At 64.0% G+C, this 16,533-nt stretch carries 19 protein-coding genes; 3 read left to right on the top strand and 16 right to left on the bottom strand.

Features of this window, described 5'->3' with window-relative positions; all coding sequences use genetic code 11:
- Positions 1-234: 234 nt before the first annotated feature.
- Positions 235-927, bottom strand: a complete 693-nt coding sequence (locus CH249_RS14415) for a pyridoxamine 5'-phosphate oxidase family protein (RefSeq protein WP_094681720.1) — start codon at positions 925-927, stop codon at positions 235-237.
- Positions 928-1,027: 100 nt separating this feature from the next.
- Here CH249_RS14415 and CH249_RS14420 point away from each other — a divergent pair, with 100 nt between their 5' ends.
- Positions 1,028-2,080, top strand: coding sequence for a PLP-dependent aminotransferase family protein (locus CH249_RS14420; protein WP_256988315.1), 1,053 nt, complete (start codon positions 1,028-1,030; stop codon positions 2,078-2,080).
- A complete protein-coding gene (locus CH249_RS28450; RefSeq protein ID WP_256988318.1) occupies positions 1,975-2,424 on the top strand; it encodes a hypothetical protein in 450 nt (149 codons plus the stop codon). Before CH249_RS14420 ends, CH249_RS28450 begins: the two co-directional genes overlap by 106 nt.
- On the opposite strand, the gene murA is transcribed toward CH249_RS28450, so the two are convergent.
- On the bottom strand, positions 2,417-3,670 hold the full coding sequence (gene murA, locus CH249_RS14425) for a UDP-N-acetylglucosamine 1-carboxyvinyltransferase (protein ID WP_032393537.1): 1,254 nt from the start codon (positions 3,668-3,670) through the stop codon (positions 2,417-2,419). The genes CH249_RS28450 and murA overlap by 8 nt on opposite strands.
- Positions 3,671-3,724: 54 nt before the next feature.
- Between murA and CH249_RS14430 the strand changes: the two genes are divergently transcribed.
- Complete coding sequence (locus CH249_RS14430) at positions 3,725-4,327, top strand: cob(I)yrinic acid a,c-diamide adenosyltransferase (RefSeq protein WP_094632236.1); 603 nt, start codon at positions 3,725-3,727, stop codon at positions 4,325-4,327.
- Here CH249_RS14430 and CH249_RS14435 read toward each other — a convergent pair whose 3' ends face one another.
- The 14 genes from CH249_RS14435 to CH249_RS14505 form a co-directional block, all read right to left on the bottom strand.
- On the bottom strand, positions 4,328-4,765 hold the full coding sequence (locus tag CH249_RS14435; protein WP_094681721.1) for a DUF2550 domain-containing protein: 438 nt from the start codon (positions 4,763-4,765) through the stop codon (positions 4,328-4,330). It abuts the gene before it with no gap.
- Positions 4,766-4,794: 29 nt separating this feature from the next.
- Entirely contained in the window at positions 4,795-5,154 is a 360-nt protein-coding gene (locus CH249_RS14440) for a F0F1 ATP synthase subunit epsilon (protein WP_032393525.1), read from the bottom strand.
- Between the two features lie 30 nt (positions 5,155-5,184).
- Positions 5,185-6,633, bottom strand: a complete 1,449-nt coding sequence (atpD, locus tag CH249_RS14445; protein WP_027497899.1) for a F0F1 ATP synthase subunit beta — start codon at positions 6,631-6,633, stop codon at positions 5,185-5,187.
- A gap of 3 nt (positions 6,634-6,636) precedes the next feature.
- A complete protein-coding gene (locus CH249_RS14450) occupies positions 6,637-7,608 on the bottom strand; it encodes a F0F1 ATP synthase subunit gamma (protein WP_045194485.1) in 972 nt (323 codons plus the stop codon).
- 52 nt (positions 7,609-7,660) lie between these two features.
- Entirely contained in the window at positions 7,661-9,304 is a 1,644-nt protein-coding gene (gene atpA, locus CH249_RS14455; RefSeq protein ID WP_032393523.1) for a F0F1 ATP synthase subunit alpha, read from the bottom strand.
- 88 nt (positions 9,305-9,392) lie between these two features.
- Positions 9,393-10,220 (bottom strand): F0F1 ATP synthase subunit delta, encoded by an 828-nt coding sequence (locus CH249_RS14460; protein ID WP_032393522.1) that lies wholly within the window; start codon positions 10,218-10,220, stop codon positions 9,393-9,395.
- A gap of 8 nt (positions 10,221-10,228) precedes the next feature.
- The gene (locus CH249_RS14465) at positions 10,229-10,789 is read right to left on the bottom strand and encodes a F0F1 ATP synthase subunit B (RefSeq protein ID WP_032393521.1); all 561 of its coding nucleotides are present in this window, start codon (positions 10,787-10,789) and stop codon (positions 10,229-10,231) included.
- A 7-nt stretch (positions 10,790-10,796) separates the two neighbouring features.
- Entirely contained in the window at positions 10,797-11,036 is a 240-nt protein-coding gene (locus CH249_RS14470) for an ATP synthase F0 subunit C (RefSeq protein WP_008715092.1), read from the bottom strand.
- Positions 11,037-11,114: 78 nt separating this feature from the next.
- Positions 11,115-11,840, bottom strand: a complete 726-nt coding sequence (atpB, locus tag CH249_RS14475; RefSeq protein ID WP_032393520.1) for a F0F1 ATP synthase subunit A — start codon at positions 11,838-11,840, stop codon at positions 11,115-11,117.
- A gap of 441 nt (positions 11,841-12,281) precedes the next feature.
- The gene (locus CH249_RS14485) at positions 12,282-12,713 is read right to left on the bottom strand and encodes a hypothetical protein (protein ID WP_179273176.1); all 432 of its coding nucleotides are present in this window, start codon (positions 12,711-12,713) and stop codon (positions 12,282-12,284) included.
- A gap of 66 nt (positions 12,714-12,779) precedes the next feature.
- Positions 12,780-13,991: a glycosyltransferase family 4 protein gene (locus CH249_RS14490; RefSeq protein ID WP_045194478.1), complete on the bottom strand. Its 1,212-nt coding sequence runs from the start codon at positions 13,989-13,991 to the stop codon at positions 12,780-12,782.
- Positions 13,992-14,009: 18 nt separating this feature from the next.
- Entirely contained in the window at positions 14,010-14,672 is a 663-nt protein-coding gene (locus tag CH249_RS14495) for an L-threonylcarbamoyladenylate synthase (protein ID WP_094681723.1), read from the bottom strand.
- Positions 14,673-14,708: 36 nt separating this feature from the next.
- Complete coding sequence (prmC, locus tag CH249_RS14500; RefSeq protein ID WP_094681724.1) at positions 14,709-15,623, bottom strand: peptide chain release factor N(5)-glutamine methyltransferase; 915 nt, start codon at positions 15,621-15,623, stop codon at positions 14,709-14,711.
- Between the two features lie 34 nt (positions 15,624-15,657).
- Positions 15,658-16,467 carry an SHOCT domain-containing protein gene (locus CH249_RS14505; protein WP_094681725.1) on the bottom strand — a complete coding sequence of 270 codons (810 nt, stop codon included), beginning with the start codon at positions 16,465-16,467 and terminating at the stop codon, positions 15,658-15,660.
- Positions 16,468-16,533: the final 66 nt, after the last annotated feature.

A 16,533-nucleotide genomic window follows, 5' to 3' on the forward strand; every position in this document is an offset into this window, starting at 1 on the left:
ACACGTCCAACCTCGTTCACCCAGTCCGTGAAGACCGGGTCGGTGTCCGTCGCTCTGACTCGACAAAAGTTACGCCACCAACCACACCAACGCAAATCGGCAGGTCGACCGACGGTCTCGGGGCATTTGCGCAGCTCGACCTCGTAGCGTCACGTCATCGATCCCGCCACACGCTGCAACAACCATATGTGATGACAGCCACAGCCCGAACTGCCTCTCCCGCAACAGCGTTCACTACCGAAATACGTTCCGGCCCATGGCATCTACATGGTCCGGCACCGGTATGTCTTCCGCGAGATCCTCGGCAGGTTCGGTGTCACCGAGCGCCTCCCACACCGGGATGACGCCCGCCCACACGTCGCTCTGTCGAATGTCACGGTCGTCGTCGACGGGTCCACCGGTCCGCGATTTCACCGACGCCTCGTACATCGGAAGCGCCAGTACCGCGGTCGCAGCAAGCTCCTTCCTCGTATGCGAACGCAGATGCGCGCTTCTTCCGGGGACCACCTGATCGACTATCGCGTCCAGCGCCCGAATCCGTTCATCGGCGTCCTCCACTCTGCGGGGCCGGCCGACCACGACGGCACTTCGGTAATTCATCGAATGGTGGAATGCCGATCGAGCAAGGACGAGTCCGTCGACGACGGTCGTAGTGACGCAGATGTCCTGCTCGGGAGCATCGATCATGCTGCGTGATGCCACTGATCCGTGGAGATACAGCGTGCCCTCCCTGTCCGGACCGTTGGGATCCACGCCGAACACCGTCGGTACGACGCGAGGCAATCCAGCCACGATCACGCCGACATGACAGATGCGCGCCGAGCGTAGGACGTCGAGCAACGTTGCCCGTTCGAGGCTGGCACGGTTGCTGCCCCGCATCACCACGGTTCGCGCTGTCGGGGAAAGAGGCACGTCGTCGACTGTCATGATTCACAGGATGTGGGACAAGTGGCCTTCTGTCATGGTCCAATCAAGGCAAACTTGTTCAGGCCACTTTGTCGAGAAAGCCAAGGGATACCGAAGCTCCATGCTCCCGATCTCTCTGTCGATCACCATCGACCGCGCCGACTCTCGGACGCTTCCCGTCCAATTGGCCGATCGCATCCGATCCGCAATCGACGACGTAGAGCTGCAACCCGATTCTCGATTACCCAGTACCCGAGCACTTTCCGTCGATCTGGGCATTGCGCGTGCGGTCGTGGAGAAGGCTTACGAACAGCTCGTCGCGGAAGGATGGCTCGATCCCCGGCGCGGTTCGGGCAACTATGTCCGACGTATCCCCCGCGCAGGTCGGTCGGTGGCGGTGTCGCCGAGTGCACAAGCACCACCACGAACTCCCCCGCGCATATCGCTCCGTCCGGGAATCCCGTGGACTCCACCCTCAGCGTCGGATGCCTGGAAGCGCGCATGGCGCGACGTCGGCAGCACACCGCCTCCGGGCGACTATCCCGATTCTGCCGGCACGCTCGAGCTCAGAACTCGCGTCGCCGAGCTTCTGCGCCGCGCACGCGGTCTTCACACCACCCCGGCGTCGATCGTGATCACGACGGGCAGCATCCATGGTCTCGATCTCGCCCTGGGTGCGCTTTCGGTTGCCGAGTCGATAGAACATGTTCTGGCACTGGAGAATCCGGGCTACAAGTCCGCTGCTGCGCTTGCGACGCACCGCGGATGGTCGGTACACGACGTTTCCGTCGACGGTGCCGGCCTGATCGTCGAACAGCTCGGCTCGGCTCCCCCGCGGACACCAGCGGTGTACGTCACGCCGTCGCACCAGTACCCGACCGGGGCCTTCATGCCCATCGGCCGCCGACGCGCCCTGGCAGACTGGGCCCGCGACAACGATTCGATGATCATCGAGGATGACTACGACTCCGAATTCCGTTACGGTGCAGCACCTTTATCCACTGTGGCCGAATGGCACCCGACCGAACCGTCTACCTCGGCACCGTCTCCAAGACCCTCGGTGCCGGGATACGTCTCGGCTGGATGGTGGCACCCCGGTCGATGGTCGACCGCATCTCGGCAACGCGCCGCGCAATCGGCGATCTTCCATCGGTTCCCGTTCAGCAGGCAATGACGTCGATGCTGCGGGACGGCGAATGGGACAGAGCCGTTCGAACGGCGCGACGGCTCTATCGCACCCGCGACCGCATGGTCGCCGCAGCGCTGGCCAGGTTCGGCGAGCTCCGGGGAGTAGGAGCCGGACTGCACACGGTGCTGGTACTCGATTCCGACGCAGCCCGTGCCGTCGCTACGTCCTGCGCCACGAAGGGTGTGGACGTACCGACGCTCGAGCACTCGACCCGCTCGCGCACAGCGCGCGGTGGAATCGTCGTCGGATACGGCTCCGTCTCCGACGACGAATTGGATTATGCCATCAGCATATTGGTCGAGGCGCTGGAAGCCGCCCTACTCAGCTGACCCGCTCGATGCTGCCACCGAGTGCACTCAGGTTCTCCACGAATCTCGGATAACCGCGATCGATGTGAAACACGTCGTGCACCTCCGTCGTGCCGTCGGCCACCAATCCCGCGAGCACAAGACCCGCTCCGGCTCGGATATCGGAGGACCACACCGGCGCACTGGACAGCTGCGGCACACCGCGAACCACCGCATGGTGTCCATCGGTACGCGCGTCGGCCCCCAGCCTGATCATCTCCTCGACGAACCGGAATCGAGCCTCGAAGACGTTCTCGGTGATCATCGACGTGCCGTCGGCGACGGTGGCAAGCCCGATGGCCATCGGCTGCAGGTCGGTCGGGAACCCTGGATACGGAAGCGTCGCGAAATTGACCGCCCGCGGCCGCTCGCGCTGAACGACGCGGAAGCCGTCCGGCTCGCTGGTGACCTCGGCACCGGCAGATCTCAGCTTGTCCAACACCAACGACAGGTGCTTGGGATTGACACCACGGACTCGCACATCACCACGCGTCATGGCAGCGGCGATTCCCCAGGTCGCAGCCACGATGCGATCGCCGATCACCCGATGGGTCGTCGGCTTCAGCGCGCTCACACCACGGATGGTCAAGGTCGACGTGCCTGCACCACGGACGTCGGCACCCATCTCGTTGAGCATGTTGCACACGTCGACGATGTCCGGCTCACGCGCGGCGTTGTCGATCACCGTCTCCCCGGTGGCCAGGACTGCGGCCATCAGGATGTTCTCGGTGGCACCGACGGACGGAAACGCCAGTCTGATGTTCGCGCCGCGCAATTCGTCTGCTTCCGCGACGACACACCCGTGCTGAATCTCGCTGCGCGCCCCGAGCAATTGAAGACCCGACTGGTGCATGTCGAGGGGACGCGACCCGATCGCGTCACCACCCGGCAGTGCCACAACTGCTCGCTTGCACCGCGCAACCAGCGGTCCCAACACGCACACCGACGCGCGGAACTGGCGAACTGCCGCGAAATCGGCGTGATACTTCGGCATGGCAGGCGTGGTGATGTGAACGACCGATCCCTCCAACTCGACCTCACAGCCGAGCCCACGCAACACCTCTGCCATCAGTGGCACGTCCAGGATGTCGGGGCAATTGGTGATCGTGCTCGTACCCTCTGCCAGCAGCGCCGCCGCCATCAATTTGAGGACGCTGTTCTTCGCACCACCGACCGCCACCTCACCGACGAGGCGATTACCACCGTTGACCAAAAAGCGTTCACTCACGTCGACAGCGTAGCCAGCGGGACCGGCCGACACCCGCGCGGTACCGTAGCGCCCATGGCCGTCCACCTCACCCGCATCTATACGAGAACCGGCGACGACGGGACCACCGGGCTGAGCGATTTCTCGAGGGTGTCCAAGAACGACGAACGACTGATTGCCTACGCTGACTGCGACGAGACCAACGCCAGCCTCGGTGTGGTTCTCGCACTGGGCAACCCGCCCGAATCCGTCCACTCGGTGATCCGCACGATCCAGAGCGATCTTTTCGACGCGGGCGCCGATCTGTCGACTCCGGTCGTCGAGAATCCGCAGTACCCGCCACTGCGCATCGATCAGAGCTACGTGGACCGCCTCGAAGGGTGGTGCGACGAGTTCAACGAGGATCTTCCCGCCCTGACGTCGTTCATCCTGCCCGGCGGAACGCCGCTGGGAGCGCTGCTTCACGTATCGCGAACGGTGGCCCGACGCGCGGAGCGGTCGGCGTGGGCTGCTGTGCACGCAAGCCCGGAGACAACGAGTGCCTTGCCCGCGAAATACCTCAACCGACTCTCGGACCTACTGTTCATTCTGAGCCGCTACGCCAACCCCGAAGGCGACGTCCAGTGGGTCCCCGGATCGAGCCGCACGCCGGGTGAACCGGCTACCGACGAGAGCTGATCAGGCCGCAGGCCTGCGGCGACGCGAGCGGCCAGAGGGCCGAGACTCGACCCAGGACAGGAAAGCGGTCAACGCACTTCTGTCCAGGGCGATCTCGAAATATTTGCCGCTGTCGGACAGTTCCAACACCGCGATGTCGGGAGTCATGATGTCGAACTCGGTGTCCCGTGGGGCTCGTCGATCACCCACGTGAATGTCCTGCCGACCCAGGCGGTGATCAGGGCCGGGGCGAAGACTCGACAGCTTGAAGAAGACGAGCGTGTTGTCGCCGTACCGGATGATCCCGTGACGCCAACCGGCACCGCCGTCCGACGGCAACACCCGCATGATCGCCGCGGTTCCCCCGCGGCGAAGAACCATCAGACGGTACGCGAAAGCCGCGACGAGCCCTGCGAGCAGCACAACCAGAATGATCAGAACAATCAATCCGTAGTGCATCGCAGGTCTCGTCGCGGCTTCTCGTGAACCTAGGACCGCTCGACAGCGCGGATACGACCCTTGGCCACCGCAATGGCCTCGACGTCGTCGCCGTTCTCTGCCACTACAGCCCGTGCCGCCTCGACATCGATGTCGTCGGCGAAATCGGCCGATTCTGCCAGCACGGTGACCGTCTTGCCCGTCACCGACAGGAATCCACCGTGGACGGCTGCGATGAGCTTCTCGCCGTCCGTGGTCGTGATCGACACCGTGCCACCCTCGATCAACTGACCGAGGACGGGCTCGTGGCCCAGCATGATGCCGATCTCACCTTCGGTGGTCTGAGCGCTGACGATGGTCGCGGTACCGGACCACAGCTTTTGCTCCACAGCGACCAGGGAGACCTCCATGCCGCTCTTCTCGGAAGAAGTCACGTCGGTCTACTTTCCGGCCATCTTCTTCGCGGCTGCCTCGACATCGTCGAGACCGCCACAGCTGTTGAAGGCCTGCTCGGGAAGGTGGTCGTACTCACCCTTGGTGACCTTGTCGAATGCCTCGATGGTGTCGGAGAGCGACACGACCGAACCAGCCTCGCCGGTGAACTTCTCGGCAACGATGAAGTTCTGGCCGAGGAACTTCTGGAGGCGACGTGCGCGGCCGACCAGAACCTTGTCCTCTTCCTGAAGCTCGTCCATACCGAGGATGGCGATGATGTCCTGCAGTTCCTTGTACTTCTGCAGGATCCGCTTGACCTCGTTGGCGACGCGGAAGTGCTCCGCGCCGACGATGCCGGGCTCGAGGATGCGTGAGGTGGAGCTCAGCGGGTCCACAGCGGGGTAGATACCCATCTGCGAAATCGGACGCGAGAGCTCGGTCGTCGCATCGAGGTGCGCGAACGTCGTGGCCGGGGCCGGGTCGGTGTAGTCGTCGGCGGGAACGTAGATCGCCTGCAGCGAGGTGATCGAGCGTCCACGGGTCGAGGTGATGCGCTCCTGGAGCTCACCCATCTCGTCCGCCAGCGTGGGCTGGTAACCGACGGCCGACGGCATGCGACCGAGAAGGGTCGACACCTCCGAACCGGCCTGGGTGAAGCGGAAGATGTTGTCGATGAACAGAAGAACGTCCTGTCCCTGAACATCGCGGAAGTACTCCGCCATGGTCAGTGCCGACAACGCCACGCGCATACGCGTGCCGGGCGGCTCGTCCATCTGGCCGAAGACGAGGGCGGTGTCCTGGAGGACGCCCATCTCTTCCATCTCGAGGTGAAGGTCGGTGCCCTCACGGGTGCGCTCGCCGACTCCTGCGAACACCGAGGTGCCGGAGAACTCGCGTGCGATACGAGTGATCATTTCCTGGATCAGAACGGTCTTGCCGACGCCGGCACCACCGAACAATCCGATCTTTCCGCCCTTGACGTACGGGGTCAGAAGGTCGATGACCTTGATGCCGGTCTCGAGGATCTCTGTCTTGCCCTCGAGCTGATCGAAGGCTGGTGGCTTCCGGTGGATGCCCCACTGCTCGCCGTCGCGGCCGAGTCCGGGGGTGTCCAGGCAGTCACCGAGGGCGTTGAACACGTGGCCCTTGACGACGTCACCGACGGGAACAGAGATCGGCTTGCCCGAGTCGACGACTGCAGTGCCGCGGACGAGTCCGTCGGTGGGCTGCATCGAGATAGTGCGAACCAAGTTGTCGCCGAGGTGCTGAGCGACCTCGAGCGTCAGGGTCTTGGCCACGGTCGGCAGAGTGATCTCTGCGTTGAGGGCGTTGAACAGTGCGGGAATCGAGCCGCGCGGGAACTCGACGTCCACAACGGGGCCGATGACCCGAACGACACGGCCGGACTGTGTGTCCGCTCCGCTCGCGTTCTCTTGGGCTACTGCTGCGGTCATTGCTTAGTCACTTCCTGCGCTGTCGGCCAACGCGTTGGCGCCACCGACGATTTCGCTGATTTCCTGGGTGATCTGGGCCTGCCGAGCCTGGTTGGCCTGGCGGCTCAGGGTCTCGACCAATTCGTTCGCGTTGTCCGTCGCTGCCTTCATGGCGGTACGACGCGCCGCGGACTCCGACGCTGCTGCATCGAGCAACGACGCGTAGATCCTGGTGCTGATGTACTTGGGCAGCAGCGCCGAGAGCAGAGTTCCTGCTTCCGGCTCGAACTCGTACTGTGCCTGCACATCTGCGTTCGGCGAGTCGCTCAGCGCATCTGCTCCCATCTCGAATTCCTCGTCGGTGTACGAGATTTCGAGCGGTGCCATACGGCGAACTTCGGGCTTCTGCGTGAGCATCGACACGAAGCGGGTGTAGACGATGTGCAACTCGTCCACGCCCTCGACGGTGCCTTCACCGTTGGGAGCGTCGACCTCGGTGCCCGAGCCGGCCATGAACAGCTCGACCAGGTGCCTGCTCGCCTTGGCCGCGTCGGCATAGCCGGGCTCCTGTGAGAAGCCCGTCCAGGCACCCTTCACATCCCGCTCGCGGAATGTGTAGTAGCCCAGGCCTTTTGCGCCGAGGACGTAGATGACCGGATCCTTGCCCTCGGAACGGAGCAGCTGGAACAGCTCCTCCGTTTCCTTGAGCACGTTGGAGTTGTAGCCGCCGCACATACCGCGGTCACTGGTCACGACCAGAACCGCAGCACGCTTGGGCTCGGGTCGCTCGTTGAGCAGCGGGTGATCGAGCGAGCTCGATGCACTCGCCAACGCGGAGAGCACCTTGGTGATCTCTTCCGCATACGGCTTCGATGCGGCAACGCGGGCCTGAGCCTTGGTGATTCGCGATGTCGCGATCAACTCTTGTGCTTTGGTGATCTTCTTGGTCGAGTTGACCGACTTGATGCGGGAGCGAAGCTCGAGAATGCTTGCCATCTAGCTGTTCACGCTCCCTTCTGTACTCGTCTTGTCACCTGTCATCGCCGGCCTACTTGCTGACTGTCTTGCGGGTGACGTTGACCTGCTCCTGGCTGACCTCATCGGCGTTCAGAGTGTCGGCCTCCGCTTCGTTGACGACGCGGTTGCCGTCCGAATCGACGAATCCGGCCTTGAACTTCTCGGTCGCCTCGGTCAGTGCCTTCTGGTTGTCCTCGTCGAGGGCCTTGCCGCCGGCAATGCTGTCGTAGACGCCGCCGGCGTTGCGGTGCAGATCCTCGAGCAGCTCGGTCTCGAAGCGACGGACGTCGCCGACGGGCACCGAGTCGTACGTACCCTGGCCTGCGAGCCAGATCGAGACGATCTGATCTTCGACGGCAACCGGGGCGTACTGATCCTGCTTGAGCAGTTCGACCAGACGTGCGCCGCGCTCGAGCTGTGCCTTGGAGGCCGCGTCGAGGTCGGAAGCGAACGCCGAGAAGGCTTCCAGCTCGCGGAACTGAGCGAGCTCGAGGCGAAGAGATCCGGAGACCTTCTTCATGCCCTTGGTCTGTGCCGCGCCGCCGACTCGGGACACCGAGATGCCGACGTTGATCGCGGGACGGACGCCCTTGTTGAACAGGTCCGATTCCAGGAAGACCTGGCCGTCGGTGATGGAGATGACGTTGGTCGGGATGTACGCCGAGACGTCGTTGGCCTTGGTCTCGATGATCGGCAGAGCCGTCAACGATCCGCCACCGAGCTCGTCGGACAGCTTCGCCGAACGCTCCAGCAGACGGGAGTGCAAGTAGAAGACGTCACCGGGGTATGCCTCGCGGCCCGGCGGGCGGCGCAGCAGCAGCGAGATGGCGCGGTACGCCTCGGCCTGCTTGGTCAGGTCGTCGAACACGATGAGGACGTGCTTGCCCTGGTACATCCAGTGCTGGCCGATGGCCGAGCCGGTGTACGGGGCGAGCCACTTGAAGCCGGCCGAATCGGACGCGGGAGCCGCGACGATGGTCGTGTATTCGAGTGCGCCCTGCTCTTCGAGTGCAGCCTTGACGCCTGCGATCGTGGAGCCCTTCTGGCCGATGGCGACGTAGATGCAGCGAACCTGCTTCTTCTCGTCACCGCTCTCCCAGTTGGCCTTCTGGTTCAGGATCGCGTCGATGCAGACCGCGGTCTTGCCGGTCTTGCGGTCGCCGATGATGAGCTGACGCTGGCCGCGGCCGATCGGGGTCATGGCGTCGATCGCCTTGATGCCGGTCTGCAGCGGCTCCTCGACGGGCTGACGCTCGAGCACCGAGGCAGCCTGCAGTTCGAGGGCGCGGGTCTCGGAGGACTCGATGTCGCCGAGGCCGTCGATGGGCTTGCCCAGAGGATCGACGACGCGGCCGAGGTAGCCGTCGCCCACGGGGACCGACAGCACGTCTCCGGTGCGCTTGACTTCCTGGCCTTCTTCGATGTGCTCGTAGTCACCGAGGATGACGGCACCGATTTCGGTGGCATCCAGGTTCAGCGCGACACCGAGGACTCCGCCGGGGAATTCCAGCAGTTCGTTGGACATCGCCGACGGCAATCCGGACACGTGAGCGATTCCGTCGCTCGTGTCCGTAACCGTGCCGACCTCCTCGCGGGAAGACTCCGGTGAGTAGCTCGCGGTGAAGTTATCGATCGCGCTACGGATCTCGTCGGAGGAGATCGTCAGCTCCGCCATAGTGTTTCCTGCTCTTCCTTCAAATGATCGCGGGGTGAAATGTCTCGAAAGTCGAGACGCTTCTTCTCGTTACTGTGTCCGTGTCGGACTATTTGAGCGTCTTTCGCAATGCAGCGAGGCGGCCTGCCCCGCTACCGTCGATGACCTCGTCGCCGATACGAACGACAAGTCCGCTGAGCAGTTCGGTATCGACCTCGACATGCACCGTGACCTGCTTGCCGTACGTGCGGGTCAAGGTGGCCGTCAGCTTCTCGAGCTGACTATCGCTCAGTGGTGCTGCGCTCCGGACGTGTGCCACCGCGCGGTCGCGCTGTTCGGCGGCCAGATCGGCCAGACCGTTGAGTACGTCGGCGGGGGCCGCCTTCCGCGGACGCGTCACAGCCTGAACTGCGAGCGCCTCGGTGACCGCGGTGACCTTGCCGTAGAGCAGACGACCGAGCAGTTCGCGCTTGGCCTGCGAAGGCTTCGAGCGATCCGACAGGGCCTGCTCGAGCTGCGGGTTGGCAGCGATGATCCGTCCGAGCCGGAACAGTTCGTCCTCGACCGTGTCCAACTGATCTTGATCGGCCGCGGCGCGAAGCAGAGCTTCACGACCCAGCTCGACCAGCGAGTTCAGCAGGTCACGGGCGTTGGACCAGCTTTCGCCTGCCGCGGCCTTGACGATCGTCGCCGTTGCACTCGACACCTGGCCGGAGAAGACCTCTCCGGCCAGATCGCTTCGCCGAACGCCCTCGACCGACGAATCGGCAAGAGCGGTACGCAACGTGCGCTGCGCGTCGAGAGTCTCGACGACGGCGAACAACTCGGCACCGGTCTGAGCAGCGACGGCTGTTGCCTCGCCTGCCGACGCGGACCCCAGAGCTTCGTGGGCTACCGACCGCGTGCGGGCGAGTGCCTCACGAGAAGTTGCGTACATGGTTCGACTCACTTTCCGGATGCGGAGTCCGCGGTGACGGAATCCAACTCGTTGAGGAAGCGATCGATCGAACTGGAACGCTTCGCGTCGTCGGACAGCTGCTCTCCGATGACCTTCTCGGCGAGTTCGACGGCCGTGCGTCCGAGGTCGCCACGAAGTTCGGTGACGATCTGCTGACGCTGAGCAACGAGCTGATTGTGACCTGCAGCCACGATCCGGTCGCTTTCTTCCTGCGCCTTTTCCTTCATCTCGGCGAGAATCGCCTGCCCCTGGGTGCGCGCTTCCTCACGGATCTGCGCGGCCTCGGAACGGGCGTCGGCCAGCTGAGCGTGGTACTGCTCGAGTGCAGCCTTGGCTTCTGCCTGTGCCTCTTCGGCCTTCTTGATTCCGCCTTCGATGAGCTCGGAACGCTCAGCGAGAACCTTGGTGAAGCGCGGCACCACGTACTTCCAGAAGAGGAAGCCGATTGCCGCGACACAGACGATCGACCAAACGATGTCGTAGGTTGCGGGCAGAAGAGGGTTGTATTCCTCCCCCTCCGCCGCCAGCAACGTAATCGCGTTTGTCATCGCGCTCTCAGAGAATGAAGCCGGCGACGAGGCCGATCAGGGCGAGGGACTCGGTGAATGCGATGCCGAGGAACATGGTGGTACGGAGCTGACCGGCCAGCTCGGGCTGACGAGCGGTTGCTTCCATGTTCTTGGCGACGACCAGGCCGAGGCCGATGCCACCGCCGATCGCTGCGAGGCCGTAGCCGATGGCGCCGTATCCGCTTGCGGTGATTTCCTGCGCCTGGGCCAGAACTTCAAGGCTCATTGGGTTTTCCGTTCCCTTTCTTCGGTCCACATCCGGGTGTCGGAAGTGGCGGTGTAGCTGGTTCGGTCAGTTGGTCGGTCAGTGCGAGTCGGCGTGCAGCGACAGATCGATGTAGATCGCCGTGAGCAGCGCGAAGATGTAGGCCTGGAGGAAGATCACCAGCATCTCGAACATCGTGAACAAGAAGCCCATGATGAGCGAGGGTGCAGCGAAGATCTTCAGCCCGGCCGACGCCTCGAAGAGGAAGAACTGGGTCGCGCTGAAGAACAGCACGAGCATGATGTGGCCGGCCAGCATGTTGGCGAGCAGACGCACCGTCAGAGTGAACGGACGGAGTACGAAGTTCGAGACGAACTCGAGCGGGATCAGCAGCACGTGCATCGCGGGAGGAATGCCCGGGATGACGATGGTGCCCTTGACGAACTTTCCGACTCCGAACTTCTTGACACCTGCGTAGATGAACGCGACGTACGCGACCGCGGCAAGCACGATCGGTAGACCGATGCGGGCATTCGACGAGATGTTCAGAAACGGAATGACGGCGCTCGCGTTCACCGCGAACACAGTGAAGAAGATGGTCATGATGACGGGCAGGAACCGACGACCCTGTTCTTTACCGAGCACATCTTCTGCGACGTGGATCCGAACGAAATCGAGAGCGATCTCTCCGACGTTCTGAAGACCACGCGGAACGATCTTCGGGCTGCGGAGGGCAACCACCATGAAGATGATCAGAATCGCCGACATCAGGATGCGGATGAGCATCAGCCTGTCGAGCTCGAACGGGGTCCCCTCGAACAGCACCGCGGGAGGAAAGAAATCGGATAGTGACGGCGGACTGTATTCCGCAGCCAGGGTGGTGACGCTCAGCGGTCTCTCCCGTGTTCGGGCCGCAGCCGGGTAGCGACTGCGGTTCGATCGGACAATGACGATCTATCAAGTCGACGAAAATCGGCTCGCAATCGTCAGAGGCTGAGGCCCGGTCTTCATCGGCCAAGCGTCTGTCGGGTGTCGGCGACTCACGTCGACTCGGCAACTCTCAGGGCGGAACCTTACGTTGCCGAAGTCGATGACTCCGGGCCTACTGTAAGGAAGCTCACGCTGACTGCTACCTGCGGGGGTCGAGTCCGGGGAAAAAGTCTCTTTCGTCCCGGTCTTGCCCGCCGCTTGATGCAAACTTTATCAACAGAACTACGACGTTGTGTAGGCGGCCCTCAGCTTAACCGATTACGACAGGCTGTCGTACTACCGATCGTCGGTCTTGTCCTCGGCGGGGACGCTGTCCACGTAGGCCACCTTGGTCTTGACGACCCCGAAGACCTCCGCACCGAGAACGACGACGAGTGCTCCCAGAATGGTCAGTCCCAACGAGTAACGGTTGTAGAAGTCGGCATCTTTGAGTACGACCAGCACGATCAGGGCGATCACCATCTTCACCAACCAACCGCCCAACAACAGGGCTCCGACCGCCGAGGCCGGGAAACGCGTGGTCAGAGCAACCGACAACGCCGTCGTGATGACGAAGCCTCCGCCGATGGCCACACCGATGATCGATCCCCACAGGCCGGGCGTTCCGGCCGCGGCCACGGATATACCCACACTCACCACGGTCAGCACCACCAGTCCGATGAGTCCGTATCGGACTGCGGCGCGCAGCGGCGCGAATTGATCGGGCATGGACTGCGGAGTGAAGGTCACAGTTGTCGAGGGTACCCAGCACGCGACCGCGAACAGCCGACGGGATCAACCGCCTCGTCGAGCGCTTCGTACCCGCGACCCATGCGATCGATCCACCCTCAGTGTCGGTACAGCGGTGACGACCAGCGCGAACACCAGGCCGGCCGCGACCAGGAGCACCACGATTCGGCGATCCAACAGGGACGACCCCACCGCCCCGAAAGCGAGGACACCGACCCACAGATAGATCACCAGCACCACCCGGCGGTGCGAATGTCCGATCTGGAGCAGCCGATGATGCAGATGCATCTTGTCGGGACTGAAGGGACTCCGCCCTGCTCGGGTGCGGCGGATGACAGCCAGCAGCAGGTCGAGGATCGGAATGAGCATCACCGCCCCGACCAGCAGCAGCGGCGACAGCAAACCCAACAGATCTCGTGGACCGTACGCCGTCAGCGGGATCCGCCCCGAGGCGCTCGTCGAGATCGTGGCCAGCGTCAGCCCGATGAGCATGGAGCCCGAATCTCCCATGAAGATGCGCGCGGGCTGAAAATTGTGCGGCAGGAACCCCAGGCACGCGCCCGCCAGCGCCGCTGCGATCAGCGCCGGTGGGTAGACGCCGACGTCGCCTCCCTGCTCTTGCAGCAACCCCACCGAGAAGATGCAGATGGCCACCGAGGAAATGAGCCCGAGACCGGCCGCCAGACCGTCGAGACCGTCGACGAAGTTCATCGCATTGACGATCACGACGGTGATCAGAACCGTCACCAGTCCGGCTTGTAGTTGATCGAGGACCAGGGTGCTGCCCGGCTGACCGGGCTCGCCTCCCCACGGCTGATACAAGACGACCCAACTGACACCCATGATCACCAGCACGCCCGCTGCCGTCACCTGGCCGACGAACTTGGTGAGGGCGTCCAGACCCCATCGGTCGTCGATGACGCCGACGAGCACGATCACGAAGCCCGCGACCAGCGCGGCCGGGATGTCTCGGTTGTAGGCGACATCGAATCCACGTGCCAGAGCGGGCAGCTGCGACGCGAACAGCAGCGCAGCCAGCATGCCCACGTAGATGCCCACTCCCCCGAGCCTCGGGGTTGCCTGTACGTGGACGTCACGATCACGTGGAACGGCGACGGCCCCGAACTTGACGGCGGCTACGCGGACCCCGCCGGTGGCGAAGAACGTGACCACTGCGGCAGTGAGAAAGACCAGCAGCAGTTCGCGAATCGGAACACCTGCACCCAGGTTCGACTGAGCCAGCATTTCGACGCTCATGCGGCGCGGACAGGCATGTCAGGACGCTCCCGGGACCAGGCTTTCGGCGGTGACACCGAGAACCTCGGCAATCTTCTCGGTGGGGATTGCACCGACCCGCAGAATTCGAGCTCGATCGCTCGTCAGATCGATGATGGTCGACGCCACCGCGTGATCGGCCGGTCCCCCGTCCAGATAGATAGCGGCCGAGCCGCCCAGTTGTTCTCGTGCCTCCGTCACGGTGGTGGCGGGTGGACTGCCGGAGATGTTGGCGCTGGACACCGCGAGTGGGCCGACCTCGCGCAACAGCTCGAGTGCAACCGGGTGCAGCGGCATCCGCAACATGACGGTGCCCTGGGCGTCGCCCAGATCCCAGGCCAGGGATGGAGCCTGCTGCACGACGATGCTCAGCGCGCCGGGCCAGAAGGCACGAATGAGATCTCGGGTGCGTGGTCGGACGCTCTGGACCAGTCCGTCGATGGTGTTCCACGATCCGACGAGCACGGGCACGGGCATGTCGCGTCCCCTGCCCTTCGCGCGGAGCAGATCCGTGACGGCGCTGCCGTCGAATGCATCGGCGGCGATCCCGTACAGGGTGTCGGTAGGCATCACGACGAGTCGGCCGGACTTGAGGGCACCGCGGGCAGCGGTCAATCCGGCAGCGCGCGCGTCGGCTTCACGGCAGTCGTAGACGGTACTCACGGCACCTATCCTTCCACCTTCGATAACGAAGTGATGTCAGGTGTCGCCCGCCTGCCGTTCCCGTCGTGAGGCCGAGGCCGGGTGTGCCCGTGCGGCGACGACGAACCGGGGCCTACCCGCCAGATCCGGATGCGCGGTGACCTCGGTGAACACTCGTCGCCTGGACAGCAACGCCGCAACCTCGCTGCCATTGGAGTCGTCGTGTTCGATCGCGACGCCACCGCCGACCCGAAGCCAGCGGGCGATGTTGGCGATCATCGGTTCGATGACCGACAGTCCGTCCGCACCGCCGAACAGCGCCATGTGTGGATCGTGGTCGATCACCTCGGGATCGAGTTCTGCCCCCTCCGGGATGTAGGGCGGGTTGGCGACGATCATGTCGACTGCACCGTCGAGCTCGGTCAACAGGTCACGGGCCGTGACGTCGCCGTGGTGCAGTGTGATCGGGGTATCACCGAGGCCACTGCGCAGATCGGCATTGCGCCGGGCCCACGCCAATGCCGACGGGTCGAGTTCGACGGCATGGACGACGGCGTCGGGCCGAGCGTTTGCGATCGCCAGGGCCAATGCCCCCGAGCCCGTGCACAGATCGAGAATCACCGGCGGGTGGTGGTCGACGTTTTCGAGGAACGCCAGAGCCCACGCCAACAACAATTCGGTTTCCGGTCGGGGCACGAACACGCCCGGTCCTACTTCGACGTCGATGTTGCCCAGCGACGTGGTTCCCGTGATGTATTGCAGCGGAATGCGTTTGGCGCGTTGCTCGACGGTTCGGAAGTACGCCTCGACGAGCTCGGGTTCCACGAGCGGCACCAGACCGAGACGGCCGCGATCGACTCCGACGAGGTGTGCGGCGAGCAGCTCCGCATCGACCCGTGGGCTCGACACACCGGCAGCATCGAGCATCGATGTTGCTTCGAGGATGGCCAGACGTAACGGCTTGCGGCTCACTCGTACAGACTGCCACGAGGCTCCGACAGCCCGGTCACAAGCGCCCCAGCAACTCCGACTTCTTGGCGTGGAACTCGTCGTCGGTCAGGAAGCCTTTCGCGTGCAGACCCGCCAGCGCCTCGATCGCCGCCGTGATGTCGGAGATGTCAACACCCGACGGGTTGCTCCGGAGCGATTGGTTCGAGGACGGTTCCGAGGACGACGTGTGCGCGTTGGGCGGCGAGGCGGATTGCGGTGCCGGCTGGTTCTGCGAGGTCGTTCCACTCGACTGCTGGTCGACGCGAGGCAGGCTGCCGGCGGTGAACGTGCCGTACTGGCTGGTGAACTCCAGCGAGCCCGGTCCGCCGCCCTGCTGTTGCTGAACCCCGCCGATGGAGTGATCGAGAGTGTCGTACACGGCCAGTTCGCCGCCGACCGACACGGCGAGGCGTCGAGAACCCGGGAACACGGCGTACTGCGAGCCGTTCTGACCACCGCTCGAGCTCGGCGTACCGAGATCCGACGGCCACCACGAGCCGCCGCCGAACGAGTTGCCACCGAACGAGCCGCTGCCGGTCTCTCTGGGTGGGTACACCTGATGCTGCGAGAGCACGGCAGACAGATCGCGGCAGAGGCCGTCGACCCGGCTCTTGAGTCCGTGATCGAACATGTTGCCTACCATGGTCATTCCGCCGCGCATCCATTGCCCACTGCCGCCGAGCTCGGGAATGTTGAACTGCGCCATGCTGCCGCGGCCGTTGTTGACGGCGTCGAGCATGGTGCGGACGGCGTCGGTCGAGACGCCGTAGCGCACCGACAGCTCGGACACGGCGTTCTCGCCTGCGGGGGTCAGGGCCTGGTTCATCTCTGGTGTGCCTCTCGGGCGCTGTTACGGGGTCGAACCTGGCCGCCAGGGTAACGCACCGATCCG

This window comes from Rhodococcus sp. 05-2255-3B1, from assembly GCF_002258545.1.
Taxonomy (GTDB): domain Bacteria; phylum Actinomycetota; class Actinomycetes; order Mycobacteriales; family Mycobacteriaceae; genus Rhodococcoides.